This window comes from Burkholderia sp. Tr-862 (assembly GCF_011753085.1).
GTDB classification, from domain to species: Bacteria; Pseudomonadota; Gammaproteobacteria; order Burkholderiales; family Burkholderiaceae; genus Burkholderia; species Burkholderia ambifaria.
Window position 1 is genome coordinate 32,098 of the sequence record NZ_VWWG01000036.1, and the last position, 19,365, is coordinate 51,462.

At 67.0% G+C, this 19,365-nt stretch carries 16 protein-coding genes and 1 pseudogene; 5 read left to right on the forward strand and 12 right to left on the reverse strand.

The features are described 5' to 3' along the window. Positions 1 to 127: 127 nt before the first annotated feature. The 4 genes from F3J14_RS13505 to F3J14_RS13520 form a co-directional block, all read right to left on the reverse strand. Complete coding sequence (locus F3J14_RS13505; RefSeq protein ID WP_166723409.1) at positions 128 to 2,494, reverse strand: DNA polymerase II; 2,367 nt, start codon at positions 2,492 to 2,494, stop codon at positions 128 to 130. A gap of 87 nt (positions 2,495 to 2,581) precedes the next feature. Then, complete coding sequence (locus F3J14_RS13510) at positions 2,582 to 4,174, reverse strand: ATP-binding protein (RefSeq protein ID WP_166723410.1); 1,593 nt, start codon at positions 4,172 to 4,174, stop codon at positions 2,582 to 2,584. A 296-nt stretch (positions 4,175 to 4,470) separates the two neighbouring features. Then, positions 4,471 to 6,111: an EAL domain-containing protein gene (locus F3J14_RS13515; RefSeq protein WP_166723411.1), complete on the reverse strand. Its 1,641-nt coding sequence runs from the start codon at positions 6,109 to 6,111 to the stop codon at positions 4,471 to 4,473. Positions 6,112 to 6,567: 456 nt separating this feature from the next. Then, complete coding sequence (locus tag F3J14_RS13520) at positions 6,568 to 6,867, reverse strand: hypothetical protein (RefSeq protein WP_166723423.1); 300 nt, start codon at positions 6,865 to 6,867, stop codon at positions 6,568 to 6,570. 303 nt (positions 6,868 to 7,170) lie between these two features. Here F3J14_RS13520 and F3J14_RS13525 point away from each other — a divergent pair, with 303 nt between their 5' ends. Next, positions 7,171 to 7,452, forward strand: a complete 282-nt coding sequence (locus F3J14_RS13525; protein WP_166723412.1) for a transcriptional regulator — start codon at positions 7,171 to 7,173, stop codon at positions 7,450 to 7,452. Positions 7,453 to 7,456: 4 nt separating this feature from the next. Here F3J14_RS13525 and F3J14_RS13530 read toward each other — a convergent pair. The 3 genes and pseudogenes from F3J14_RS13530 to F3J14_RS13540 form a co-directional block, all read right to left on the reverse strand. Continuing rightward, positions 7,457 to 8,376 (reverse strand): annotated as a pseudogene (locus F3J14_RS13530) (histidine-type phosphatase); the annotation flags it as partial. A 60-nt stretch (positions 8,377 to 8,436) separates the two neighbouring features. Continuing rightward, positions 8,437 to 8,871, reverse strand: a complete 435-nt coding sequence (locus tag F3J14_RS13535) for a hypothetical protein (protein ID WP_006749334.1) — start codon at positions 8,869 to 8,871, stop codon at positions 8,437 to 8,439. 326 nt (positions 8,872 to 9,197) lie between these two features. After that, positions 9,198 to 10,556 carry an NAD(P)/FAD-dependent oxidoreductase gene (locus tag F3J14_RS13540; protein ID WP_166723413.1) on the reverse strand — a complete coding sequence of 453 codons (1,359 nt, stop codon included), beginning with the start codon at positions 10,554 to 10,556 and terminating at the stop codon, positions 9,198 to 9,200. Positions 10,557 to 10,656: 100 nt separating this feature from the next. Between F3J14_RS13540 and F3J14_RS13545 the strand changes: the two genes are divergently transcribed. Next, complete coding sequence (locus F3J14_RS13545) at positions 10,657 to 11,610, forward strand: LysR family transcriptional regulator (protein ID WP_006749336.1); 954 nt, start codon at positions 10,657 to 10,659, stop codon at positions 11,608 to 11,610. Between the two features lie 38 nt (positions 11,611 to 11,648). On the opposite strand, the gene F3J14_RS13550 is transcribed toward F3J14_RS13545, so the two are convergent. After that, positions 11,649 to 11,846 (reverse strand): hypothetical protein, encoded by a 198-nt coding sequence (locus tag F3J14_RS13550; protein ID WP_166723414.1) that lies wholly within the window; start codon positions 11,844 to 11,846, stop codon positions 11,649 to 11,651. 192 nt (positions 11,847 to 12,038) lie between these two features. Between F3J14_RS13550 and F3J14_RS13555 the strand changes: the two genes are divergently transcribed. Beyond that, positions 12,039 to 12,962, forward strand: a complete 924-nt coding sequence (locus F3J14_RS13555) for an AraC family transcriptional regulator (protein WP_166723415.1) — start codon at positions 12,039 to 12,041, stop codon at positions 12,960 to 12,962. 148 nt (positions 12,963 to 13,110) lie between these two features. Beyond that, positions 13,111 to 13,998, forward strand: a complete 888-nt coding sequence (locus tag F3J14_RS13560; RefSeq protein ID WP_166723416.1) for an NAD(P)H-binding protein — start codon at positions 13,111 to 13,113, stop codon at positions 13,996 to 13,998. Positions 13,999 to 14,031: 33 nt separating this feature from the next. Here F3J14_RS13560 and F3J14_RS13565 read toward each other — a convergent pair whose 3' ends face one another. Both F3J14_RS13565 and F3J14_RS13570 read right to left on the reverse strand, forming a co-directional pair. Then, complete coding sequence (locus F3J14_RS13565) at positions 14,032 to 15,234, reverse strand: benzoate/H(+) symporter BenE family transporter (protein WP_166723417.1); 1,203 nt, start codon at positions 15,232 to 15,234, stop codon at positions 14,032 to 14,034. Positions 15,235 to 15,458: 224 nt separating this feature from the next. Continuing rightward, the gene (locus F3J14_RS13570; RefSeq protein WP_166723418.1) at positions 15,459 to 16,484 is read right to left on the reverse strand and encodes a fatty acid desaturase; all 1,026 of its coding nucleotides are present in this window, start codon (positions 16,482 to 16,484) and stop codon (positions 15,459 to 15,461) included. Positions 16,485 to 16,789: 305 nt separating this feature from the next. Here F3J14_RS13570 and F3J14_RS13575 point away from each other — a divergent pair, with 305 nt between their 5' ends. Next, positions 16,790 to 17,614, forward strand: coding sequence for a PhnD/SsuA/transferrin family substrate-binding protein (locus tag F3J14_RS13575; protein WP_166723419.1), 825 nt, complete (start codon positions 16,790 to 16,792; stop codon positions 17,612 to 17,614). A gap of 40 nt (positions 17,615 to 17,654) precedes the next feature. Here the strand turns inward: F3J14_RS13575 and dbpA are convergent, their stop codons facing one another. Together dbpA and F3J14_RS13585 are read right to left on the reverse strand one after the other, a co-directional pair. After that, positions 17,655 to 19,052, reverse strand: coding sequence for an ATP-dependent RNA helicase DbpA (gene dbpA / locus F3J14_RS13580; protein WP_166723420.1), 1,398 nt, complete (start codon positions 19,050 to 19,052; stop codon positions 17,655 to 17,657). Next, positions 19,049 to 19,246, reverse strand: a complete 198-nt coding sequence (locus tag F3J14_RS13585; protein ID WP_006756243.1) for a hypothetical protein — start codon at positions 19,244 to 19,246, stop codon at positions 19,049 to 19,051. Before F3J14_RS13585 ends, dbpA begins: the two co-directional genes overlap by 4 nt. Between the last annotated feature and the right edge of the window lie 119 nt (positions 19,247 to 19,365).

A 19,365-nucleotide genomic window follows, 5' to 3' on the forward strand; every position in this document is an offset into this window, starting at 1 on the left:
GGACGGCGCGGGGCAGGTTACGGGAGGACGGAGAGAGGGAAGATCTGCGGATTGCGGCGGTCCGGCAGGCGGACGGCGGCGCGCATGCCGCGCAAGGACGGCGCCTGATGTCGCCGCCCCGTCGATCTCAGAACAACTGCCCTTGCCCCGAAATCACGCGTTCGAAATCGTCCCGCAGGAACGGCAGGATCGCATCGGCCACCGGCTGAAGCTGGCGGCTCACATAGAACGCGTAGTCGATCGGCGAGCGCATCGTCTCGAGCGGCTCCGGGCCGGCCGTCGTCATCACGTAGCTGATCCAGCCGCCGCGCTGGTACTGCAGCGGCCGGCCGCGCGCCTGGTTGAATTCGTCGGCGATCCGCGCGGCGCGCACATGCGGCGGCACGTTGCGCTGATATTCGCTCAAAGGCCGGCGCACGCGCTTCCGATAGATCAGTTGTGCGTCGTATTCGCCGGCGAGCGTGCGGCGCACATAGTCGCGAATGAAATCCTGGTACGGCTCGCGCTTGAACACGCGCCGGTAGAGCTCGCGCTGGAATACCTGCGCGAGCGGCGTCCAGTCGGTGCGCACCGTTTCGAGCCCCTTGAACACGAGGTCATCGTCGCCGTTCGCCGTGACTGCGAGGCCCGCATAGCGCTTCTTGCTGCCTTCCTCCGCGCCGCGCACCGTCGGCATCAGGAAGCGGCGGTAATGCCGCTCGTATTGCAGTTCGAGCGCGCTTTCCAGCCCGAAGCGATCGCGCAGGTGCGCTTGCCACCAGCGGTTCACCTGCTCGACGAGCGCGCGGCCCTTGGTGGCGGCGGCATCGTCGTCGTGCTCGTGCCCGAGCCACACGAAAGTCGAATCGGTGTCGCCGTAGATGACTTCGTAGCCCTGCGCCTCGATCAGCTCGCGTGTGCGATGCATGATCTCGTGGCCGCGCATCGTGATCGACGACGCGAGGCGCGGATCGAAGAACCGGCAGCCCGTCGAGCCGAGCACGCCGTAGAACGAATTCATGATGATCTTCAGCGCCTGCGACAGCGGGGCGTTGCGCTGGCGTTTCGCTTCGTCGCGGCCTTCGGATACGCGCCGCACGATGTCGGGCAGGCAGTGCGCGGTACGCGAGAAGCGCGCGCCGAGAAAGCCCGGCACCGACGCGTCGTCGTCCGGGTGCGCGAGCCCTTCGATCAGCCCGGCCGGATCGATCAGGAACGTGCGGATGATCGACGGATAGAGGCTCTTGTAGTCGAACACGAGCACCGAATCGTACAGCCCGGGCCGCGAATCCATCACGAAGCCGCCGGGGCTGTTCTGCCCGGTCACGTCGCCGAGGTTCGGCGCGACGTAGCCGAGCCGGTGCATGCGCGGCAGGTACAGGTTCGTGAACGCGGCGACCGAGCCGCCGGTGCGATCGGCCGCGAGGCCCGTGACGCTCGCGCGTTCGAGGGCGAAGGACAGCAGGTCGGCCTTGTCGAAGATGCGCGTGACGAGTTCGCAGTCCTTCAGGTTGTAGTGCGCGAGCGCGGGTTTGTCGTGATCGAAGCGGCGCTGGATCTCGTCCATCCGCTGATATGGATTGTCGACAGCCTTGCCTTCGCCGAGCAGCGACTGCGACACGTATTCGAGGCTGAACGACGGGAACGACCACGTCGCCGATTTCAGCATGTCGATGCCGTCGAGGATCAGGCGGCCGGCCGCCCCCGCGAAGAAGTGGTCGGGCTGTTGACCATGCGCGCGCCACTCGAGCACGCTGCCGCCGCGCCCGAGCTTCAGCGGCACGCCGTATTGCTCCGCGTGCGCATGCAGGATGCGCAGGTCGAACTGCACGAGGTTCCAGCCGATCACCGCATCGGGATCGTGCGCGCCGAACCAGTCGTTGAGCCGCGTGAGCATCTCGGCGCGGCTGTCGCAGTAGTCGAGCTGGAAGTCGACGGCCGGCGCGTCACCGTTGGGCGGCCCGAGCATGTAGACCTGCCGCTGCCCGCAGCCTTCGAGCGCGATCGAATACAGCTCGCCGTGGACGCTCGTCTCGATGTCGAGCGACACGCAGCGCAGCGTCGGGCGATAGCCGGTCGCGGGTTTCAGTTCGCCGTCGGTCAGCGTGCCGTCGCGGCCGGCCGTGCCGCGAAACAGCACGGGCGCCGTGATGAAGCGCTCCATCGTGTAGCGGTCGGGCGGCTGGATGTCGGCTTCGTAGACGTCGACGCCGGCCCCGGCGAGGCGCTTCTGAAGCCCGGACAGATTGCGGTAGCGGCGGCAATAGAGGCCGGCGACGGCGCGCTGGCGGAAGTCACGCAGCGCGAGCGGGCGCAGTTCGGCATCGCGTTCGCCAGCCAGCGCGCGTTCGGCGAGCGCCTGCTGCTCGGCCGGCACGAACGCGACGGCTTCCTGCGGGCGCAACCGCACGCGGCGCGGGCCGTGTTCGGTTGCCAGCCAGAACTCGATCTCGATGCCGGACGCGGTGTCCCGCCAGTGGCGGGTGAGGATGAAACCCTGCTCGAACTCCGTCAAAACGCTTGCTCGTGTGGATGCCCAGGCGGCGGATTTTAGCGCCTCTCGCGGCTCCCGCGCGTCGCTCCGCGGTGGCCGTGCCCATCGTCACAGCCGGCCGCGGCGCCGCGCGTCGTCCTCCACGCGCACGAGCAGGCTGTCCAGCGCATCGATCGGAATCGGCTTCGCGAAATGATCGTGGAAGCCTGCGTCCGTGGTTTCCTGTCGGTCCGACGACCGTACATGTCCGGACAGTGCGACATAGTACGAATCGGGTGCGGCGCCGGTCGAGCGTAACTCGTGGAGCAGCTCGAACCCGCTGACGTCCGGCATGCTGAGGTCGATCAGCATCAGATGCGGCGCGAATTCGCGGGCGAGCGGCAGTGCGTCGCGCGCGTGGTATGCGACGCGGGACGTGTGGCCCTTGATCTGCATCAGGATGGCGAGCGTGTCGGCCGATTCGCGGTTGTCGTCGACGATCAGGATGCGCAGCGAATGCGCGGGCGATGGCGCCGGCGTTTTTTGCGCGTGCTCGATCATACGATTCGATTCTGCGACCGGCAGTCGGACGGTAAACGAGGACCCCGCGCCGATCCCGGCGCTGTCGGCCGTGATGCTGCCGCCGTGCAGGTCGACGAATTTCTTGCTGATCGCGAGCCCAAGCCCCAGCCCGCCGGGTGCGTAGCGCTCCGCGGCATGCTCCTGCTCGAACGGGTCGAAGATCGATTCCTGCGCGCCGGGCACGATGCCGATCCCGTAATCGACGATCTCGATCGCAACCACGTTCTGCTCGGTGCGCACGTGGATCTCGATGCGCTCGCCGTTCGGCGAATACTTCGACGCGTTGTCGAGCAGGTTGTACAGCACCTGGACGAGCCGGACATCGTCGCCGTGAACGATCACGGGCGCGGGCGGCAGCCGCACGAGAATCTGCTGCCCGCGCGCGTCGACCTTCGGTTGAATGCCCTGCACGCTCCGGTACACGATATCGCGCACGTTCAGCGGCGCTTTCTTGAGTTCCACCTTGTCGGACTTGATACGTCCGATGTCGAGCAGATCGTCGACGAGCCGGACGAGCTGTTCGATCTGGCGATCCGCGATGTCCTTGCATTGCATGAGCGCCGGGCCCAGTTCGGACGACGGCAGGCCTTGCAGGATGCCGATCGTATGCCGCAGCGGCGCGAGCTGGTTGCGCAGCTCGTGCGCGAGCGTCGCGATGAAGACGTCCAGCCGCCGCGTGGCCGCCTCGAGTTCCTCCACACGCTTGCGCTCGGTCATGTCGCGCGTGATCTTGATGAAGCCGCGCAACTGATGCGACTCGTCGCGGACGGCCGTGATCGTCACGCTGGCCCAGAATCGCGAACCGTCCTTGCGCACGCGCCAGCTTTCGTCCTGGAAGTGACCGTACGCGGCGGCGGCTTCGAGCGCGTGCGCCGGGCGGCCGGCCGCGATCGCGTCGGCCGGATAGAAGCGCGAGAAATGGCTGCCGACGATTTCGTCCGTCCGGAAACCCTTGATGCGCTCCGCGCCCGCGTTCCATGTCGCGACGTTGCCGTGCGGGTCGAGCATGAACACCGCGTAGTCGGTGATCGACGCGACGACCGTCTGGAAGCGGAACTCCGCGTAGCGGTCGAGCAGCGGCTGTTCGTGCTGGGCCGGCTGGTGGTCCGAAGGGATGGGCTGCGGCTGGTCTGGCGTCATGATCGGAAAACTCGTTTTAACCTGTCGATCGCGCTGCGAATTCCATGACGGCGCCATGGATTCATACCCGGTCGCGCGGCGGTCAGCATCGCAGAGAGCATAGCTGTGAAAGGGCACCGGATCAAAGTGCCCGCACCCGCATGAGCGCGCGGCAGCCGGCGGGCATGGGGCGGCGGCATTCGCGTGGTCCGTTGGGAGGCGCGACGGATACGCACGCAAGGGTTCGGTGCGGCGATGGAGGCGCGCCGAACCTTCGGCCCCGCATGCGCCGCGCCGGCCGACAGCCAAGCCGACACCTAAGCCGGCATCGGCGCGAAATCCTGCTTCAGGTCTGTCGGCCGCTGCGGCCGCTGATACAGGTAGCCCTGTGCGTACTGAATCCCGACCGCATGCAGCGCGCGATGCTGCTCTTCCGTCTCCACGCCCTCGGCGATGATCTTCAGCTCGTAGTGGTGCGCGACGGCCGCGATGCCTTCGATCAGCCTGGCATTGCCGGTGGTCAGCTGCGAGATGAACTGGCGATCGATCTTCACGTAGTCGAACGGAAAGCGCGACAGCATGTCGAGGTTGCTGTGATGCGTGCCGAAGTCGTCGATCGCGAATCTCGCGCCCGTCGCGCGCAGCGCGGCAAACATCGCGGTGGTGCGCGCATTCTTTTCGAGCAGGATGCGCTCGGTCACTTCGAGCACCAGCGTGAACCCCGGCGGAAGCCCGCGGATCGTCTCTTCGACGACGGAAACGAAGCGCGGACGCTCGAGATCCTTCGGCGCGACGTTGATCGCGATGCGCAGCGGCATCGACGGCGTGAGCGTGGTCAGTTCCGATACGGCCGTGCGCAGCACGAATTCGGTCACCTTCGGCAGGATCGAGCTCGATTCGACCTGCGGGACGAACACGGCCGGGCTGATCGGCCCCCATTTCGGATGGTGCCAGCGCAGCAGCGCCTCGACGCCGACTGTCCTGCGTGTTTCGACGTCGACGATCGGCTGGTACACCACGTGAAACTCGTTGCGCTTCAGCGCATTGCGAACGGCCTTCAGCAACAGCCGGCGCGGCGCCATCGCGAGCAGGTACGCGGCCGCGACGAGGCCGTTCACCAGCAGCGCGATCGTCACGCAGATCAGCCGATAGTGCTGTTGCACCTGCCGAACATAGGATTCCGCCGAGGTGACGGAAACCGTGAACGGCCACGCGCGCGAAGCGATCGTGCTGCCGGCCGACGGGGCCGCGTGGAACGCCGGCACGAACGCGCCATGCTGATCGAGACCGCCCGCGCCATTGACCGACAGCATCGCGGTTTCCGCGCCGAAGCGCGCACCGTGCGAGAGCATGTCGGCCACATAGTCCCCTTCGATCAGATAAAGGACGCCCGATTCGGGCGCGGTCGCACGAAACACCGCCAGCACGGGGACGCGATGCTGGAACGGTGTCTGCCGAAGCAGCGTAATGGCCGTCATCCCCGGTGGCGGGGCGTGCACATATGCGTCGAGCGAGACGTCGATCGAGCCGAGCGCGGACGAGCAGGTGACGCGACCGTCGTTGGCCAGCGCGACGGCGCGCAGATAGCGCAGGTGAGTGCCTACTTCGGCGAGGGTCCTGAAGACCGTTGCGCATGGCCGTCCGACCAGCGCGGTCAATTCGGCCGGGTGCCGCGAGCGCACGCCGTCGAGGATGCGGTCGACCGAGATCACGATGTCGTTCGCGACGACGCGTTCGTGCTCGGCAACCGATTCGCGTGCGAGGCGTTCGGCCATGACGAGCGCCATCAAGAGCACGAGGATGCAGATGATCAACGCAACCGAGAAGACGATATGCGGCCACGCACCGCTGCGCTGGAATGCGGGTTTTGAGCCCGGCGGGGGTGTTTCTCCGATCGCGCTTGTTGTTGTATGCATGGCAATGCAGGTCGAACCGGTCGATGGATTGGCGCGGAGCATTTGCCGTGCCTGGCCGGGGCAACGGGGGCTCGCGCCGATATCTGGACGCAAATCGAATCTACGCTTGCGGTACGCAAGCCAAGGCATCGCGACGGAGTCACTGGATTCGACGCGCATCGCTATACATACATTCATTATGTATAGATATTTACGTCGCGCACCGAAAAAAAACCCGACCGCATCGGTGTGCGGCCGGGTCGAAGAACACCGTCTCTTGGCACGAGGATGGTGCGCGGCAAGTATATGACGCGACGCATGATTGCGAAATATTGTTAGTCAACAAATGGTGCGATTTTGTGATTGACTCTCAACGGGAAATATTCGCGCAACACGGCGTCACCGCGATCTCTCCGCAATTTGCCGTCAACGCCGTTCAATCGGCGTGATGTGGGGTTCTTCTTTCGGGGTCGGGGAATACCCGAGCATGACGGGGAACGCCGTCGGACCGGCCGCGCTTCAGAAATCGTTGCGCATCTTGTGGAACAGGTCGCGGGGCGATTGGTGCGTGTCCACGGCGGTGAGGACGTCGGTCAGGAACCACGGCAGGTTCAGTTGCGTGTCGGAATCGCCGACGCACACGCGGATCGGCGGGGCCTTCGACGTGGCGCGGGAGCCGGGCGCCGTGCCGGCGGAGGTGGAGGACGGTACGCAGTTTTTCGCTTGCTGCGGAATGGGCGACGCCGTACTGCCGGCGAGTGCCGGCAAGCTGGCGGCGGCAAGCACGATCAGGATGGCGACAGGGGCGGCGCGTTTCATGTGATTCTCCGGCGATGCACGTTCGACACCGTCGGCGAACCGGAGTTCGAGATCGCCAGCGGCCGACCAAACGTCAAGAATCGTTTGGATCACCGGCCGGATGCTTGCGATGTGGAATGCGCTCATTTATCGTGCCGCCACGACGGCGCCGGCAAGTTCGACACGGCGCGTCAAGCCAGATCGCTAGGAGCATTCGTCATTACCGCATTCAATCGTCGCACGCATCTTCGTGCCTTTCTCGTGGCATCGATTGCCTGTCTCAATCTGTCGCAGCCCGCGGCGGCTGCCTATACGGAATCGTGGATGAACGACCACGACGTCAACGCGTACGCGAAGCAGGTCAAGCATCCGCCCGTGGCGACGCGCAGTGCGACGGCCGTGAAGCCCGCGCAGCAAGCCGTTCGTTCGCCGTCGAAGGCGCCGGCCGCGGCGCATGTCGACGCGAAGCCCGCGTCGAAGACACACGCGACGCCCGCGAAGACCCGCAAGGTTCAACATGCGGCCAGCGCCGATCCGAAGGTGCACGCCGCCGCGAAACCGAAGGCCGCGCTGGCGGCACACACGAGCGCAACGATCCAGCGTTGACGCGTCACGGATACCCGTAACAGCGCTTCAACCCCGCGTAGTCATAGAAATGGCTCGCCGGCGCGATCTTCGCGCCATCGCATGCGGCCTGGAAATCCGTCTCGCGCTCGTTGTACGGCATCTTCACGATGAGCCGCGAGCCGTTGCGATACACGTCCCATTGATGTTCGCGGCCATCGGCGACACCTGGTCGCCGCGCCACGGGTTGTTCGCATACGTGTAGGTCTGCGCCTGCGGCGTCGGCACGAACACGTTCTTCAGGTTCATGATCGACGCGAACGGAATCACGATTTCCGCATGCGTGAAGCGCAGTTTCGCGGCGCGCGTCAGGTCGCCGCGCGCGATCGCGTCGACCTCGTTGAAGTAGTCGTCCTGCAGCACCTTCGCCATCCGGTACGTGACCGGGTTCGCTTCCTGGATGCCGGGCCCCTTCTGGTAATAGTCCTCCGCGTCCCGCAGGTACGCGAGCGTCTGCGCCTGCTCAGCGCCGAGGTACTTCTCCATCGTGACGCCGCCCCTTTCGGCCGTCATCGCGGGCGCGACCTGCAGCAGGTTGTACAGCACATTCACCGCGTCGACGGCCGACGCGATCTTCGTCTTGCCGTCACCCTTCAGCGTGTTGGTGAACTTGCCGTCCGACGACGTGAACGCGTAGGTGCCCGTGTTCGCGAACGTGTAGCCGTCGGTGCCGAGCTTCGCGATGAAGGCTTGCGACACCAGCGCGGACAGCACCGTCTGCGCGACGTCCGCGACCTGCGGCGCCGCCTTGATCGTCTTCAGCTTGTCCGCGACCGTCGGATCGCTCGAATAGGCCTGGTATGCCTGGCTCGCCTGATAGGTCGCGTAATACGGATCGGACGTATCGGTCACGAGATCGGTGGCCGGCTTCAGCGAATGGAAATACAGCAGGAAGCGGTTGGTGCCGGGGCATCGCACCGGATTGCCGCCGGCCGGCGTGAGCCGGCCCGTGTGCAGGTGCTCAGGTCAGTGCACGCCTGCCGATGCGATCGATCGCACCGTGTCGGTGATGCGCACGCAACGCGACAGGCCGAACGTCTCGGCTTCGCGGCGTTCCGGTTCGCTGCTCGCGACTCCCACCGCGCGCTCGGGGGGCACGCCCAGTGCCTGCAGCGCGACGTCGAACGGATGCTGATTTGCTACGGAGTCCTGCTGATGAGCGTCGGTCACGACGACCGAGAAGCGGTCGAGGTTCGCACGGCCGAACTGGCCTTCGAACATGTCGCTGAGCCGGGCGGCCGGCAGCGTCGTGACGAGACCGAGCCGGTATCCATGCTCCGACGCGCTGTCGAGCCACTGGATGATCGCATCGCGCTGGTTGCGCGATTCATGCGAATCCGGTGTCGCTTCGATCTGCGCGAATGCGGCGTCGAGACGGGTGACGATGGCTTCGATGACCACGGTGATTCCTCTCCTGAGACGTGACGATCCGTTCGCGGACGGGAATGCCACACACCTTAGCGTCGATCCGGAATAGGCGACCAATTAATATTTATGTCCAACTCATACGATTCAACTAATGAATCGGGCGGCGCGCCATAGCCGGCGCGGAAGGCGCGCGATGCGATGTGTACCGCATGATCTGCATCGTATCGATGGTCTTGAATGTGATGCACCAAAGGTGCGCGCACGATGAATGCACCGGGTGTGTGCATAAGAAAAAAACGGCGTATCGGGCGAGGTGCGCCCGATACGCCGTCTTGCGATGCCGTGTGCGACCCCGCTGATCAGTGCAGCTTGATCGACGGCTGGTTGCGGCTTTGCAGCCAGTGGCTCAGCGACTGGAACAGCGCGCGCTTCAGTCCGTACACGCTGAACAGGTGCTTGCGGTACAGGAACTTGTACAGCCCGATCGCGGCGAGCCCGTCGACGATCAGCGAACGCGAACGCACGCCGAGGTCGGCCTGATACACGGCGCCGGCCTGGCCGAGCGACACGACGGTGCCCGCGTCGCGGAACGTGAAGCCCGCGACCGGCTTGCCGGCGAGGCGCCGCGCGAGCGCTTCGCCGAGGTACACGGCCTGCTGGTGCGCGACCTGCGCGCGCGGCGGCAGGAAACCGCTCGCATCGGCCGACGGGCACGCAGCGCAGTCACCGAACGCGTACACGTGCGAATCGTCGGGCGTCTGCAGCGTATCGGTCACGATCACCTGGTTCGACCGGTTGAGCGCGATGTCGCCGAGTTCCCGCAGGATCGCGGGGCCCGCGACGCCGGCCGCCCAGATCGTGATGTCGCTCGCGAGCCGCTCGCCGGTCGCGGTGATGACCGCATCCGCGCCGACTTCCGCGACGCGCGTATCCGTCAGCACGTCGACGTTCAGCGTGCGCAATTGCGCGTGCATCCTGGCCGACAGCCGTTCGTCGAGCGCCGGCAGGATGCGCGGGCCGCCTTCGATCAGGCGGATGTGCACGTCGCGTGCGGAGACTAGCGCCTTGAAGCGATACGTCGTCAGCTGCTGAATCGCGTGGCGCAGCGCCGCGGCCAGTTCGACGCCCGTTGCGCCCGCGCCGATCACGTTGATGTAGATCGGTGCCGCGGGCCGCGCCGGCTGCTGCTCGGCCAGATGGTTCGCCTTCGTGCACGCGGCGAGGAACTTGCGGCGGAAATCCTCGGCCTGGTCGAGGTTTTCGAGCGGTAACGCGTAGCGCGCGGCGCCCGGCACGTTGAAGAAGTTCGTCACGCTGCCGACGGCCAGCACGAGATCGTCGTAGCCGAGCGCGCGCTGCGGCAGGATCTCCGTGCCGTCCGCGTCCTGCACCGCGGCGATCGTCGCCGTGCGTGCCGCGCGGTCGACCCGGTGCAGCGCGCCCTGCACGAAGCGAAAGCCGTGGCGCTTCGCCTGTGCCGCGTATTCGATCGTGTGCGAGGCCGGATCGCGATGGCCGGAGGCGGCTTCGTGCAGCAGCGGCTTCCAGAAGTGCGTCGGATAGCGGTCGACGAGCACGACGTCGGCTTGCCCGCGGCGGCCCAGCGTGTCGCCGAGGCGCGTGGCGAGCTGCAGGCCGCCGGCGCCGCCGCCGACGATCACGATGCGCGGCACGCGCGGTGCGCGATCCGTTGCAAGGGTAGGCGTGATGTTGTCCATGTTGTGGCTCCCGCTAATGACGATTCGGATGACATTGCTCAAGAACCGACGATATAGTTTCGAACCTACTAGAACAATTTAATGTTTATAAGCGACTCATATGTATTCACTTATAGGAAAGACCGCGACGTTCCGGCAGCTGAAGGCGCTGGACATGATTGCGCGGCTCGGCAGCGTGTCGCGCGCGGCCGAGGAGCTGAACCTGACGCAGCCGGCCGTGTCGCTGCAGGTTCGCTTGCTCGAGCAGGCGGTGGGCGCCGCGCTGCTGCAGCGGGTGGGGCGCGGCGTGCAGCTCACCGCGGCCGGAGAAATCGTGTCGCGCTATGCGCGCGAGATCCTGCATCTGTGGAGCGAGGCCGGCGACGAAGTGGCCGCGCTGACGGGCGATCTCGGCGGCACGCTGCGGATCGGCGCGATCACGACGGCCGAGTACCTGATCCCGCCGCTGCTGGTGAAGTTCACCGCGACGCGCCCGCACGTGAAGACATATTTCAAGGTCGGTAATCGCGACGACATCATCCGCATGCTCGCGACGCATGAAATCGATCTCGCGGTGATGGGCAGTGCACCGAAGGAACTGCGCACGCACGCCGTCGAGTTCGCGAAGCATCCGATGGTGTTCGTCGCGGCGCCTGGCCATCCGCTGATGCAGCGCAAGCGTGTCGCGCTGAAGGATCTCGAATCCGCGCACCTGCTCGTGCGAGAGCGCGGCGCGGGTACGCGCTCGACCGTCGAGAGCCTGTTCAAGACGTCCGGCTACCGTTTCCATGTGGGCTCCGAACTGTCGAGCAACGAGGCGATCAAGCAGATGGCCGAAGCGGGGCTCGGCATCGCGTTCCTGTCGTTGCACGCGTGTGCACTCGAGCTGCGCACCGGGCTGCTCGGGCAACTGCCGTTTCCGGGCAATCCGATCGTGCGCGAGTGGTACGTGATCACGCTCGCCGACCGGCGGATCTCGCAAGTGACGGGGCTGTTTCGCGATTTCCTGATCAAGCAGGGCGCGCCGGTGATCGACGGCGCGACGGTCGCGTCGCACGAGCGGCGGCGCAAGTAGGCGGCTGAGGGCGGCCGCGGCGCCGTGTGTGTCGACCGTCAGACGATCCCGAAGTCGTCGTTGCTGTCGGGAATCGACGCGAGCAGCCGTTCGAGCCGGTACCAGCCGATCATGCGCAGGCACCACGACGCGATCGCGATCCGATCGTGACGGGGCGCGGGCCGGGCAGGACGGCGGGCGCCGCGGGCCGGTGAAGCGGTGGTGAACGCCGCGCGTTGCGGGCAGTAATGGGGCATGACGGTCTCCGGAGGTGTCGGATGAGGCCATCGTAAGCGGCGCTGCGCCCGTCGGCGCGCACGCAAGGATGGGCCGGAGCAGAAACGGATGATCATTTTCCGCGTGGCGCGGGAATGGCCGCGCAAGCCCGGCAAGCGGCCGGAAAACGCGTCACAATGCGCGTTCGACCCACGAACTGGTGGAGAAGAACCATGAGCGATCCGATTCTCGCCGCGCCGACCGACAACGGCGTGCCGGTCAGCCTGCGCTCGAGCCGCGGGCTTGGCTGGCACGGCTTCGGCGCGTCGCTGCTGGAGATTCGCGCGGGCACGTACCGGATCCCGGCCGCAGAGCATCACCGCATCGGCGTGCATATCGGCTCGCCCGTGCGCGCGGATTGCGTGTGCGACGGCGCACGCGTGTCGCGCATCCAGGCGCATGGTGACGTCGACGTGATTCCCGCCGGCGTGCCGGGCGAATGGACCGACAGCGCCGACTGCCGGATCCTGCACATCACGCTCAGCGATACGTTCGTGCGGCGCACGTTCGACCAGCTCGAGCTGAGGCCGTCGCAGGCACAGATCCGCCGCCGGCTGCAGGTGCGCGATCCGCGGCTGCAGCACATCGCATGGGCGATGGCCGCCGAACTCGAAGCGGAAGACGCGTCGGACCCGCTCTATGCGGAGAGCCTGTGCACGGCGCTCGTCGCGCGGCTGGCCGACAGCCAGCCGGCGTTCCGCGAGCACCGGCGTACGCTCGCGCCGAAGGCGGCAGCGCGCGTGATCGACTATGTCGAGGCCAACCTCGAGCGCCGCATGACACTCGCCGAACTCGCGGCGCTCGTGTCGATCAGCGTGCCGCATTTCAAGGTGCTGTTTCGCGAGACGCTCGGGATGCCGGTGCATCAGTACGTGGTGCGGCGCCGGGTCGAGCGCGCGAAGGCGTTGTTGCTCGAAGGCCGGCTCAGCATCAGCCAGATCGCGCTCGAAGCGGGTTTCGCGCATCAGAGCCATATGGCGAACTGGATGAATCGCGTGCTGGGCGCGACGCCGACGGAGATCGCGCGGTCGGGCGTGCGCGGCGGGTTGCGGCTCGCCTACGACGGCGAGGACGACACGCCGGCGACCCGGCGATAGCCGCCGACGAACCGGCGGGTCGTGCCGTACGATCCGCGTGCGGCGCTCGCATCCCGTCATCCTTTCCTGTTCACTTCATCCATTCTTGCGCGCCGTCCCGGCCGCGCGTGCCGACAATCACCTCACCTTCATCCCCCAGGAGCGGATCGTGTTCGTGATTTTCGGAGCATCAGGCAACGTCGGCTTGTCGACCGTGACGACCCTGCGCCAGGCAGGCCATCCCGTGCGCGCGGTGCTGCGCGACGCACGCCGACGAGAACGCTTCGCGCAACTCGGCTGTGACGTGGCGATCGCCGACCTGACGGACGCTCGCGCGGTCGCCGCGGCGATCGACGGCGCGCAGGCCGTGCAGATGCTGTGTCCGGTGCCCGTCGCCGACAGCGACCCGGCCGCGACGATGGCGCGGACGATCGATATCGTGACCGGCGCACTTGCCGCGAATCCGCCGCCGGCGCTGCTCGCGCTGTCGGACTACGGCGCGGAGCGCGACGGCAACACGGGCATCACGCGGCTCTTTCATTATCTGGAGGCGCGGCTGAAAACGGTTCCGACGCAGCTCACGCTGCTGCGCTCGGCCGAACACCTGCAGAACTGGACACGCGTCTTGCCCGTCGCGCTCGGTACCGGCGTGCTGCCGAGCTTTCATCATCCGGTCGACAAGGTGTTCCCGACGGTCTGGGCGCCCGACGTGGGCGTCGCGGCGGCGCGGCTGCTGCTCGATCGGACCGAAGCCGGCAACGGGCCGCGTATCGTCAGCATCGAAGGACCGCGGCGCGTGAGTGTGCGGGACATCGCCGAAACGCTCGCCGCGAAAGCCGATCGCGAGATCGCCGCGCACGAACTGCCTCGTGACGCATGGATCGCGACGCTGTTGCGCGCGGGGCTCAGCGAACGACACGCACAACTGATCGTCGATCTGTACGACGTGCACAACGCGGGGCAGATCGATGTGGAGGCGGGTGTGTCGGAGCGGGTGTACGGCACGACGACACCGGCGGAGGCCCTTGCCGCGCTGGTGCGCGAACACGCGCGGTGAGCGACGCGGCGGCGAAAGGGCGCGCGATGCGCGTTACGCCTGCCGCCGCACCCGGCTCAGCACCGCATACGCGATGGACCCGATCACGATCCCCCAGAACGCGGAACCGAGCCCGAGCCACGTCATCCCCGATGCGGTCGCGAGGAACGTGATCACCGACGCTTCGCGATGAGCCTCGTCCTCGAAGATGCCGTGCACGTTCGCGCCGATCGCGCCGATCAGCGCGAGCCCCGCCAGGATCGCGACGAAGGCCTTCGGCAGCGCGAAGAACAGCGTGACGATCGTCCCCGCGAAAAGCCCGCCGATCAGGTAGATCACGCCGTTCGCGAGGCCCGCGATATAGCGACGGTCCGGATCCTCGTGCGAGTCCTTGCCGGTGCAGAGCGCCGCGGTGATCGCCGCGACGACGATCGTGATCCCGCCGAAGCACGCGACGACGAGCGACATCACGCTGGTCGCGGTGATGATCGGCCGGGCGCTCGTGTGATAGCCCGACACGCGCAGGATCGTCATGCCCGGCAGGAACTGGCCGGTGAGACTGACGACGACGAGCGGCAGCGCGAGGCTGAGCGTGGTGCCGAGCGTCCATTCGGGCGCGATGAAGATCGGCCGCGCGATGCTCGGCGACACGCTGCCGAGCTGCGTCATGCCGAGCAGCGTCGCGAGTGCGGCGCCCGTCAGCAGCACCAGCACGATGCTGTAGCGCGGCAGCAGGCGCTTGAAGATCACGTAGGCCGCGATCATCCCGAACCCGAGCACCGGCTGCGCGGTCGCGGCGGAGAACGCGTGCATGCCGAACGGCAGCAGGATGCCGGCCATCATCCCGCAGGCGATGCCGCGCGGAATGTGGCGCACGAGCCGGTCGAAATAGCCGGTGATGCCGATCACGAGGATGATCAGCGCGGCCGTGATGTACGCGCCGACTGCCTGGTTCAGCGTCAGTTGCGGAAAGAGGCCGACGAGCAGCGCGGTGCCGGGCGCCGACCACGCGGTCACGACCGGCACCTTCAGCTTCCAGCTCGCGAACAGCCCCGAGATGCCCGCGCCGATCGAGATCGCCCAGACCCACGACGTCACCATCGCGTTGGACGCATGCGCGGCCTGCGACGCCTGGAAGAAGATCGCGAGCGGGCCCGCATAGGAAATCAGCACCGCGAGAAAGCCCGCGGTGATCGCGGAGACGGACCAGTCGTTGCCGATCGAGCGGATCGCGCGGGGCGAGGTGTTCGGTTGCATCGTCGTAGGGGAGTGCGGCGCGCGGCCGGAAGGCTGAGTCGGGGCGAATGATTGTTGGAAGCCCCGGACGAGCCGTCATTCTGGGCATTGCCGATGGAATTGGCAATTTGCCGATGAAGGTCGATATTGTCGGCTTTTCGTAAGGAATGCGAGGCGGCTGGACGGCCTTGGAGGCGCGCAGTCGACTCGGGCGGCTTCACGACGCAGCGCGGCCCGATCGGGCGTCACGTACTGATCTGAAGATAGCCGTCGACCGCGGCCACTTTCGCGCCGCTGCCGGTCGACAGCGACGCCGTGCCCTGGTCGAACGGATGCATGGGCGTGTCGGTCGGCGTCCATGCATGGCGCGCCAGCAGTTCGCGATACCCGCCGCGAATCACGAAGCCGCCGCATTTTTCCGCATACGCGTCGCGCCGCATCCGGTAAGCGCGCGGCAGGTCGTACCACGGCAGCTTTGGCAGGTCGTGATGCACGAGGTGATAGTTGTTGTTCAGGTACAGCAGGCGCATCGCGAAGGCGGCTTCGTTGATCACGATGCGCGCCTTCGGATGTCGCGCGGCGCGGTGCTCGAACAGCGAACGGATCATCGCGAGCGACAGCGCGGGCCACGTGACCGCCAGCAGGTAGTACCACCACGGCACGCCGATCGCCCACTGCAGCCATGCGAGCAGCGCGACCACGCAGGCGGCGTGCGTGATCCACATCCGCAGATAGCGGAAGTCGCCGCGCCGGAATGTGCCCAACGTGTCGGCGAACATTGCGACGACGCTCATGGGCGGCCCGAATACGAGACGTCCGACGAAGGTGGTGCGCGCAACCGTCAGTGTGCGACGCCAGCGCGGCAGCCGCGCCCACTGCTCGCGCGACACGTAGTTCGTTTCCGGGTCGACGCCCGGCACGGTCAGGTCCTCGTCGCGGTGATGATCGAGGTGCGTGTCGCGGTACAGCGTGTACGGATACCAGATCGTCAGCGGCGGATAGCCGAGCAGCCGGTTCACGAACGCGGAACGCGTCGGATGGCCGTGCAGCAGCTCGTGCTGCAGCGACATGTGCCACGCGCCGAGCAGGATCAGCGGCGGCGTCGCTGCCGCGAGCGGCACGCGTCCGGCGCGCACGAGCAGCAGCACGGCGAGCCAGCCGCCGTAGATCGCGACGACCAGCAGCCAGGTCGGCCACTCGGTGCGGGCGGTGAAGCGGGCGTCGAGCGTGGCGATCGCGCGCGCGTGGTCGACGTCGAAGTATTCGGCCATGGTGCTGAGGCGGGATGAAACGGGTAGTGCGGGCGATGCGGGAAGCGGACGATCGCGCCGGTACGGGGCGCGATGCGATTGGCCGACAGGCGTCGCGGCTCGCGGTCGACCGCTACGGCGGCATGCGACCGCGTTGCGACAGTGGAACGCTAACCGGGCTGCATCGTCAGACCAACCAAGCAATTCGCATTTGCTTATCGCCGCGCGACCGATAAGCATTGGCAGCCTCCGCCGCGTGCCGAACCTTGCCGAAATGTGGGCGAACCGGCTTTCTCCCGGGCACCTCCGATGCGTAGAATGCGCGCATGAGCCAATGGATCGCCGGACTGCCGATGTACAACGTGACGCCGCGCCACGCCGCACTGTGGCGTGCGTTGCTGCGTGACGCGCTCGACGCATTCGCGCGCACCGGCGGGCCTGCCGGCGTCGGGCTGCTGGATGAGCCATTCGGCGATCTGCACGCGCTGTGGCGGCGTAACGACCTGCTGTTGTCGCAGACGTGCGGCTATCCGTACCGGATGCTCGGATTGCGCGATGCCGTGCACCTGATCGCGACGCCGGCCTTCGATGCGCCCGGCTGCGACGGCGCGCGCTACGCCAGCGTGCTCGCCGTGTCGGCGCGCGTGCATGCGGGCGGTGCGACGACGCTGGCAGGCTGTCGCGGATTGCGGGCCGCATTCAACGGCGAGGATTCGCACAGCGGGATGAACGCGTTCCGGCATGCGGTCGCGCCGCATGCGCATGACGGACGTTTCTTCGGTTCTGTCGTGTCGTTCGGCTCGCACCTGAACGTGCTGCGCGCATTGGCGGCCGGCGACGCCGATTGCGCGGCGATCGACTGCGTGACGTTCGCGTACGTGCGCGATGCGCTGCCCGAGCTGCTGAACGACATCCGGATCATCGGCATGACGGCGTCGGCGCCGGGGTTGCCGTTGATTGCGTCGAAGGCGCTGGAATGGGGGCGGGTGGAGGCGTTGCGGGATGCGCTCGATCACGCGGTCGCGGTCGATCCGGAGCGGGCGACCGTGCTGCGGCTGAAGGGATTCGAGCGCCTGCCGCCGGGCGCGTACGACACGATTGCCCGGTTCGCGCGGGACGCGGCCGCGCACGGGTATCCCGAGCTGGCGTGATGTGGCGGCGCGACTGCCGTGACAGTCGCGCCGCTCGAAATTACTCCTCGTCCATCAACCGGACCTTGACCCGCTTGCCCTTGATCTTCCCCGCATTGAGCTTGCGCAGCGCGTCGTGCGCGACGCCGCGCTCGATCGCGACATAAGTCGAGAACTCGGTCACGTTGATCTTGCCGATCTGCTTGCCGTCGAACCCTGCATCGCCGGTCAGCGCGCCGAGCACGTCGCCCGGGCGGATCTTGTCCTTGCGCCCGCCGAGGATCTGCAGCGTTTCCATCGGCGGCAGCAGCGTGTCGTTGCCGGCCGGCTTCAGGTCCGCGAGCGGATGCCATTCGACTTCGCGCTTCAGCGCCTGCTCGATCGCGCCCACGCGACCCATCTCGTCCATGCTGGCGAGGCTCAGCGCCCAGCCTTCCTGATCCGCGCGGCCGGTGCGGCCGATGCGGTGCACGTGCACCTCGGGATCGGGCGTCACGTCGACGTTGATCACCGCTTCGAGCTGCGCGATGTCGAGCCCGCGCGCGGCGACGTCGGTGGCGACCAGCACCGAGCAGCTGCGGTTCGCGAACTGGATCAGCACCTGGTCGCGCTCGCGCTGTTCGAGCTCGCCGTGCAGCGCGAGCGCGTGGAAGCCCTGCGCGTGCAGCACGTCGAGCAGGTCCCGGCATTGCTGCTTGGTATTGCAGAACGCGATCGTGCTCACCGGCCGGTAGTGGTTCAGCAGCTGGCCGACCGCGTGCAGACGTTCGGTTTCCGTCACTTCATAGAAGCGCTGGCGGATCTTGCTGTTGTCGTGGCGCTCCTCGAGCTTCACTTCCTTCGGGTTGCGCAGGAACTGCTGGCTCAGCTTCGCGATGCCGTCCGGATAGGTCGCCGAGAACAGCAGCGTCTGGCGTGTCGTCGGGCACATCCGCGCGACCTTCGCGATGTCGTCGAAGAATCCCATGTCGAGCATCCGGTCGGCTTCGTCGAGCACGAGCGTGTTCAGCGCGTCGAGCTTCAGGTTGCCGCGGTCGAGGTGATCCATGATGCGGCCGGGCGTGCCGACGACGATGTGCGCGCCGTGTTCGAGGCTCTGCGCCTGCGGGCGCATCGGCGTGCCGCCGCACAGCGTCAGCACCTTCACGTTTTCCTCGGCGCGCGCGAGGCGGCGCACTTCCTGCGCGACCTGGTCGGCGAGCTCGCGCGTCGGGCACAGGACCATCGCCTGCACGTCGAAGCGGCGCGTGTCGAGGCGCGCCAGCAGCGCGAGCGAGAACGCGGCGGTCTTGCCGCTGCCCGTCTTCGCCTGTGCGATCAGGTCGTGGCCGGCCAGCGCGATCGGCAGGCTCGCGGCCTGGATCGGCGTCATGTCGACGTAGCCGAGCTGCGTGAGGTTCGCGAGCGCGGCGGGCGTCAGCGGCAGCGCGCTGAAGGGCGTGGCGGTCGGCTGGGTCATTCCACGTCTCCGAGGTAAGGGCGGCCGGCCATCTGCTCGTAGACGACCGTGCCGTCTTCCGCGTCGAAGCGCTCGAGATAGTTGCGCGCGCCGCACAGCGGGCAGCGGAACAGCAGCCCCTGGCCTTCGTCCTTGATTACGACGTCGGACGTCTCCCACTGCGTGCCGCAGCTCTGGTTTCTGCAGGTAAACACGGTCATTCTCCAGCTGAATTCGGTTGGTGGCGCGCCCGGCGGGCGCGGCAACGGGGTGCGGCGCTCGCGCGGCTCGGGCGCGGGCCGCACCGGCGGTCGCGTGGACCGCGTCGATGCGG